Here is a 6489-nt window from a genome sequence, read left to right as displayed (position 1 = left end):
CAAAAAGAATTTCAGCAAAACACTGAAAAGGCCGTGAAAAGCCCAAACCTAACCAAAAGAACAAACCACCACAAACCCACAAAAGCAGGCCCATGCTGGCGTCCAAAAATTACTACAAAGAAAAAATCACTGCCTCCCCAACCCGACGGGGCACAAAAAAGGGAGACAAAAAGTTGAACACAATCACATGCCAACCAATCCATCAATGCAGCCGAAACACTAAACAGTATTCAAAAAGATGCGTATTCCAACACCTTACCGGCACACACCAACCAACAAACCACACAAGATTCGCTGGCCAACAGACCAATCAACACACAACCATGCACACAAAAATAAAAAATAAGTACATTGGCACACTATTGAGTTCTCAAACAACATCCACACACCCCAAGAAAATTAACCAAACGTTAACCTCTCATCGGCGGCTCGTACTAACCTACCCAACAACCTGCACCAAGTCAAATCCTTGAGCCAAGCCAGTACAAAAAGTCACTCAAAAGTAACCAACCGGCTACCTCTCGGCGACTCGCTAAAATTTATACCACCCCACAACACAACGCAAACTCGCAGGCCAACGTTGGTTTTTAGTGATAGCACGCGATCTTTCCATCAGGCCCATCGATAACGCGCACCGGAGTATTGAAGATGGGCGTCAAGATATCGTCGCGCATGATGTCCTCGGCCGGGCCGAATTCGACGATCTGCCCGTCCTTGCAAGCACAGATATAGTCCGCGTAGCGGGCGGCAAAGTTGATGTCGTGCAGAACCACGATGACCGTGCGCCCCAACTCCTGGGCGGCCTCGCGCAGGTGACGCATCATGTCCACCGAGTGCGAAATGTCCAGGTTATTCAGCGGCTCATCCAGCAACACGTAATCGGTTTCCTGGCACAGCACCATGGCCACGTACGCGCGCTGGCGCTGGCCACCGGAAAGCTGGTCAAGGTAGCGGTGCTGCAATTCTTCCAAGTGCAGGAAGTGAATGTACTTAGAAATGACCTCTTCATCGTGTTTATTAAGCCGCCCCTTGGTATAGGGAAAGCGGCCAAAGCCCACGAGCTGGCGCACGGTGAGTTTCGTGACGAAGTGGTTTTCCTGCCGCAAGATGGACACGATTTTCGCTAGGTCGGCGGACTTGCTGTATTGGATGTCATAGCCGGCGATTTCGATGCTGCCTTCATCCATGTCGAGCAGGCGCCCGATCATGGTGAGCATTGTGGACTTACCCGCACCATTCGGCCCCACCAGTGCGGTGATGCCTCCCTGCGGAATGGTCAGGTTGAGCGGACCAATAGCGGTCTCGGCGGAATAGGTTTTAGAAACGTTCTTTAATTCGATCACAGTCGGCCCTTTCGCATAATGACAAACAGGAACACGGAGCCACCTACCAGCTCAATGATGATGGACACCACGCCTTGGGCGGAAAATACGTGCTGCATGAGGAAATAGGCCGCAATGAGCACGAGGAATGCTAAGCCCACCGCCATCGGGAAGATGTAGCGGTGATCGTAGGTATCGGCGAATTGATAGGCCAGCGTAGCTACCAAAAAGCCCAGGAAGGTCATGGGACCTACCAGCGCGGTGGTCGTCGCCATCAGCAGCGAGACCAACACCAGCGTGTAAATTGCGTGTGCTTTGTGGTTCACGCCCAGGTTGGTGCTGACATCGGCGCCCAAGGAAATCACGTTGAGCTTGCGCGCATTGAGCACCAAAAGCGTGGTGGCGATGGCCACGATTGGAATGGCGATGGGATAGTACTCGGATTCGGCGTTATTGACGGAACCAAAAAGGCGCGCGGTCAGCACGTCGAACTCGCTAGGGGTAAGCATGCGCTGCATGAAGGTCGATAGCGAGCCTAAGCCACCGCCGATGACCACGCCGACCAGCAGCATCGCATGCATATTCTGCTTCCTATTAGTCAGCAGCCACGAATAGAGCACCAGGGATAGCCCCACCATGACGGCCATTTGCATGAGGAAGGTGGGTACGGTGCGGGCATCGTTAAGCCCACTAGCCCCCAGGAAGAAAATGGTCGCGGTATTGATGGCAACGTACAGCGACTCAAAGCCCATGATGGATGGAGTCAAGATGCGGTTATTCGTCACGGTATGAAAAGACACCGTAGCCATGGCTTGGCACACAGCGACGATCGCCATGGCGATGAGGGCATCGGCGCGGCGCTGGGCGATGAGCCAAAACTTGCGCGTACCAAATTCCATCGGGTTGCCATAGGCCAGGTATGCAAAAGCCAAAGATGCAGCCAGGATCCATACGCAGGCCAGGGTGATCCAGTACTTCTTGGGCGGGGCGGACATCTTAGTTAGCACGGGTCGACCTCACAATCATGATGATGAAGACGATGGCGCCGATGACGCCAAGGATGACCGAAACCGGCATCTCGAATGGGGCGATGATGACGCGCCCCACCAGGTCACACACCGTGACGATGCCGATGCCCAGCAGGCAGACCCAGGGAACGTTGGAACGCAGGTCGTCGCCGCGCATCATGGAGACAATATTGGGCACGATAAGACCCAAGAATGGCAGGGACCCCACAACGACGGTGACCACGCCCGTAGCAATGGCGATAAGACCAGTTCCCAGCAACAACATGCGATTATAGTTCAGCCCGACGTTGGTAGCCACGTCCTCGCCCAAGCCAACGACCGTAAGGCGGTCGGCGAAGATATACACCGCCACCAGCACCAAGAGGACGATCCACAAAACCTCGTATTGGCCCTTGTATACAGCGGTAAATGAGCCCATGAACCAGATTCCCAATTGCTGGAGCATATCGGTCATCAGGGCGAAAAACGTCGAAATTGCAGAAACCACGGCGCCCAACATGATGCCGATGATCGGCACGATGAGCGAAGAGCGCAGGGTCACCCGGCGCAGGAAGAGGAAGAATACCACCGTACCCAGGAAGGAAAAGATCACCGCACCTATCATCTTCACCAGAATCGAGGACGTGGGTGCGACGACCATGACGAAGAGCAGGCCCAGTCCGGCCCACTCCGTGGTGCCGGTGGTAGATGGTTCAACGAAGCGGTTTTGGGTAAGCAGCTGCATGACCAGGCCGCTGACGGCCATGGCCGCGCCGGCAAGCACCAAGGCAATGGTGCGCGGTAAGCGGGTAATGCCGAACATGGCGGCGCCATCATCAGCGCCAAAAACGTCGTACTGCCCGGTCAACAAAGAGGTAACGAGCAACGCGGCGACGATGAGTATGCCAAGGCCCAGCTTCCAATCCCAGACCTTTGTGCGGGTGGTGGTTTCCATAACTATCCTTTACGCACCTGAAAACCGGAGGGCACAAAATCCCTCCGGTTTCCGGTTTTTAGTGGTGGCTAGTTCTTTTCAAACGCGTCTGCCATCGCGTTGAGCGTCTCCGTGAAGGTAATGATGTTTTCATTGGTGTAGGTATCCTGCGGAGCGGAAACGATCTTGCCTTCCTTAACGGCAGTCACGTTCTTGAGTGCCGCGGAATCCTCTACCAGCTTCTTACCTGGGGTGTAGCCTGCTTCATCCTTGACCACGGCACCATCGCGGTCCATGATGAGGATGTAGTCAGGGTTGGAATCAGCAATTGCCTCGACGGAGATGTCATCGCCCTCGTGGTCATCGCTGGCGTTTTCCACCTCGAGGGAAGGCTTCATGCCCAGCAGGTCAAAGAATGGTCCAAAGAAGCGGCCCTTACCTGGGGCGATGTAGTTGATGTCGCCACCGGAGGTGTTGACGGCCATGACGGTCTTCTCAGAATCGTAGGCGTCCTTAGCGCGGTCCAGGGCCTTCTTGAAGTCATCAACGAGCTTCTTTGCTTCATCTTCGTGGTCGAAGATCTTGCCCAGTGCTTCGGTCTGGCGGATGAGCTCTTCCGCCATGTCCTTATCGTCGCGCGGGGAGAAGTCGAGAACCGGGGTATCTTCCATCAAAGCCTCAATATCGGCCTGGTGCTGGGTGAAGCGCTGACCGTTGATGACGATGTCCGGCTCTGCGGCAACCAGTGCTTCCAGGTCGGGTTCGCGGTGCATGCCCAGGTTGGCCTCGATCGAGTCTTCATTGATCTTGTCCGAGAGGGTATCCGGGACGATGCCAAGCGGGGCGGCCACGATATTGACATCCCAATCCGCGAGGATTTCGAAGGCGCGGTTATCCGTTACCGCGACGCGCTCGAACGGTACGTCCAGCTCGTGGGTGCCGTTATTATCTTCGATCTGCAGTGCGCTTTCCGATGTCCCCTTATTCGAACCCTGGTCCTCTTCTTCCGCAGTGCTACATGCGGTAAGTGCCAAGGAGGCGACAGCCACGACAGACAAAAGAGCGCGATGAATTTTCTTCATTGTGCTTTCCTTATAGACGAGAAACAAATGCCCCATTAACTTATCTTAAGTCACCCTAACCAATCAAGGTTGAGGGTAACCTTTCCTAAAGTACAGCGTCCAGCCCATAGAAACGCGCTGCATTGGCGAAGAAAACGTCATCAGCATGTACCCCGCCGCCTCCCCGATGAGCCGGAAATCGTCCACCGAAAACACCCGGCTCGTCCGCTGCGAGGGCAAATCGGTACCCGCCATGAGCGCCGTTGGATCAACGTCGACAATGCGGCGCACCACCTCTCCCGGATCGAGGTCTACGCGCCCGAATCCGGTGGCCTTGACCTTTACCCCGGCATCGACAAGTTCTAAGAGGCCGTCTACTCCCTGCGCGCTCAGGCCCAGGTGGTCGATGCTCACGGCCGGCAGCTTCTTGAGCACTGGGGCCATATCGCCCAGCGTAGCCGCGTCGACATAAAGCTCCACGTGCCAACCTGCCAGGTCATAGATCCGCCAGGCGAGCTCCTCCAGGTCCTCCCGTGCTGCGCTGCCACCGCGCCGCAAGTTAAAGCGCACCGCCCGCACGCCCAAGCCATCCAACCGGCGGATTTCGGCATCGGGGACATCGGCAGGCAGCTGTGTCACGCCTACGAAGCTATCCAATTCCCCCCAGGGCTTCTGCCAGATACCCCTGGTCAAAGCCCTGAAAGGAACCGGAGACGACCGCGCCGGCGGTGATATCAAAACCCTCACCGCGCAGCTTCTCGCGCCATACGTCATAGGCCGGAACCAAAAACTCCGGCGGCGTATAGCCCTGATTTTCCTGAATGGGGTGGGAAAAATCGATGATGTGGAGGTGGGAATCAAATACTCGCTGCATGGCCACTACCCTAGCCGCGCGCGGGGACTCTCATAAGAAAACCCCAGCTAGAACTGAATCCAGCTGGGGCTCTCGGTGGAGTTTCCGGGAACTGAACCCGTCTAAGCCATGGACGTTACTGGCCGAACTGTCACTTACCTGGACACCAGGGCGGCGAGAGTTGAGCCTAGTACTGAAGTGTCCCAGATTTTGTTCCGTGTGGATAGATGGGAAAATCTGGGACATTTCACTAACGTAAAGGTCGCTTAGTATCCAATTGGGTACAAGCCGTCGACTATGGCACTAGCCTAAAAGTCAACTATTCCCCCCTTCCCCGTCCTAGAAGCAATCGCCGAAGCAATGGAGCCAGCACTACTCGCTAAAAAAGCTGCCTAACCTCGACGTTGAGCTTGATTTAATCTTTCAGGGGGTTAGTCCCTCCAAGCTTCATTTCGAATCGCTTATAGTCTTCGAGTGAAGCGAAATGCCGAGAGTACAAATCAATGTCCTTTTCCACAGTCCCATACAAGGCAGGGGCAATATCTACGATGTGACGAACCTTTACTGAGCCATGTTCGGCGTCTCCTTCGTCTTCTTGTGCATGCGCCAACGCCTGTACACGCTCCGAGGCAGCTTCGTCCGTATCTGCATAGACGATATAAAAATCTTCACGGAAATAGCTCTTTTGCGTCCCGACACGAGACAGCTCGAATACCACTATTCCTACGTAAGGTTCCATGCTTCACCTTCTCTTAGTCGAGGTCGTGCAACCTATCTCTGCTGACACAACGTGGAAGTGTTCACGTTCGTGAGTTTAACAAGTTTTTCATCTGGTACCCCGATCAAGTAGTCACGATGACTGATACGGAATAAAAATAGCCCCTCACCTGCAAATGCAGGTGAGGGGCTCTCGGTGGAGTTGCCGGGACTTGAACCCGGGTCCTTCGTCACCTTGCCAGGGCTTCTCCGTGCGCAGTTCGCACATGATCTCTGCTCGGCCCTCCGGTTCGGGCGAACTCGTACCGGATGATGGGCCCAGTCACCAGTAAGAGTCCCATCTGGCCCTGATGACACAGCCAGACGGCAAGTTCCTTAGTCGATGCCAGGTTCTAGGTCAGGAACGAAACCTAGGCTGACAGACACGCGTCGCTGTAATTAGGCAGCGAGGGCGTAGTCACGCTGAGAGTTCTTCTCTGCGTTTATTTGTTTGCTACGACGCTTAAACGGTGGTCGGTAGCCTTCACCGGCACGCTTCCCCTGGCGCAGTGTACGAAGTCGAAACCAAATCAACCCCATAGCACTGTAGGGACGG

5 protein-coding genes, 1 other RNA gene and 1 pseudogene are annotated in these 6489 nt (G+C 55.0%); all 7 read right to left on the bottom strand.

The window, feature by feature from the left end; translation table 11 throughout:
- Nucleotides 1–587: 587 nt before the first annotated feature.
- Nucleotides 588–1343, bottom strand: coding sequence for an iron ABC transporter ATP-binding protein (locus QP891_RS05355; RefSeq protein WP_284769979.1), 756 nt, complete (start codon nt 1341–1343; stop codon nt 588–590).
- The gene (locus QP891_RS05350; protein ID WP_284770097.1) at nt 1340–2317 is read right to left on the bottom strand and encodes an iron chelate uptake ABC transporter family permease subunit; all 978 of its coding nucleotides are present in this window, start codon (nt 2315–2317) and stop codon (nt 1340–1342) included. The genes QP891_RS05355 and QP891_RS05350 overlap by 4 nt, the downstream gene beginning before the upstream one ends.
- Before the next feature lies 1 nt (nt 2318).
- On the bottom strand, nt 2319–3284 hold the full coding sequence (locus tag QP891_RS05345) for an ABC transporter permease (protein ID WP_284769980.1): 966 nt from the start codon (nt 3282–3284) through the stop codon (nt 2319–2321).
- Nucleotides 3285–3352: 68 nt separating this feature from the next.
- Complete coding sequence (locus QP891_RS05340) at nt 3353–4345, bottom strand: siderophore ABC transporter substrate-binding protein (RefSeq protein ID WP_410763600.1); 993 nt, start codon at nt 4343–4345, stop codon at nt 3353–3355.
- A gap of 85 nt (nt 4346–4430) precedes the next feature.
- Nucleotides 4431–5198 (bottom strand): annotated as a pseudogene (locus QP891_RS05335) (amidohydrolase family protein).
- A 394-nt stretch (nt 5199–5592) separates the two neighbouring features.
- Entirely contained in the window at nt 5593–5916 is a 324-nt protein-coding gene (locus tag QP891_RS05330) for a DUF4288 domain-containing protein (RefSeq protein ID WP_023025804.1), read from the bottom strand.
- A gap of 172 nt (nt 5917–6088) precedes the next feature.
- Nucleotides 6089–6471: a transfer-messenger RNA gene (gene ssrA / locus QP891_RS05325) on the bottom strand.
- Between the last annotated feature and the right edge of the window lie 18 nt (nt 6472–6489).

Origin of the sequence: Corynebacterium sp. MSK310 (genome assembly GCF_030227355.1) — a bacterium.
Taxonomy (GTDB): Bacteria; Actinomycetota; Actinomycetes; order Mycobacteriales; family Mycobacteriaceae; genus Corynebacterium; species Corynebacterium rhinophilum.
Note: the sequence above shows the minus strand (reverse complement) of the source record. Positions and strands in the feature narration are given on the sequence as shown.

What these genes read in the sequence shown, in the direction of transcription:
- QP891_RS05350 (WP_284770097.1), bottom strand. Translation starts at nt 2,317, where the DNA reads ATGTCCGCCCCGCCCAAGAAGTACTGGATCACCCTGGCCTGCGTATGG.
- QP891_RS05345 (WP_284769980.1), bottom strand. Translation starts at nt 3,284, where the DNA reads ATGGAAACCACCACCCGCACAAAGGTCTGGGATTGGAAGCTGGGCCTT.
- QP891_RS05340 (WP_410763600.1), bottom strand. Translation starts at nt 4,345, where the DNA reads ATGAAGAAAATTCATCGCGCTCTTTTGTCTGTCGTGGCTGTCGCCTCC.
- QP891_RS05330 (WP_023025804.1), bottom strand. Translation starts at nt 5,916, where the DNA reads ATGGAACCTTACGTAGGAATAGTGGTATTCGAGCTGTCTCGTGTCGGG.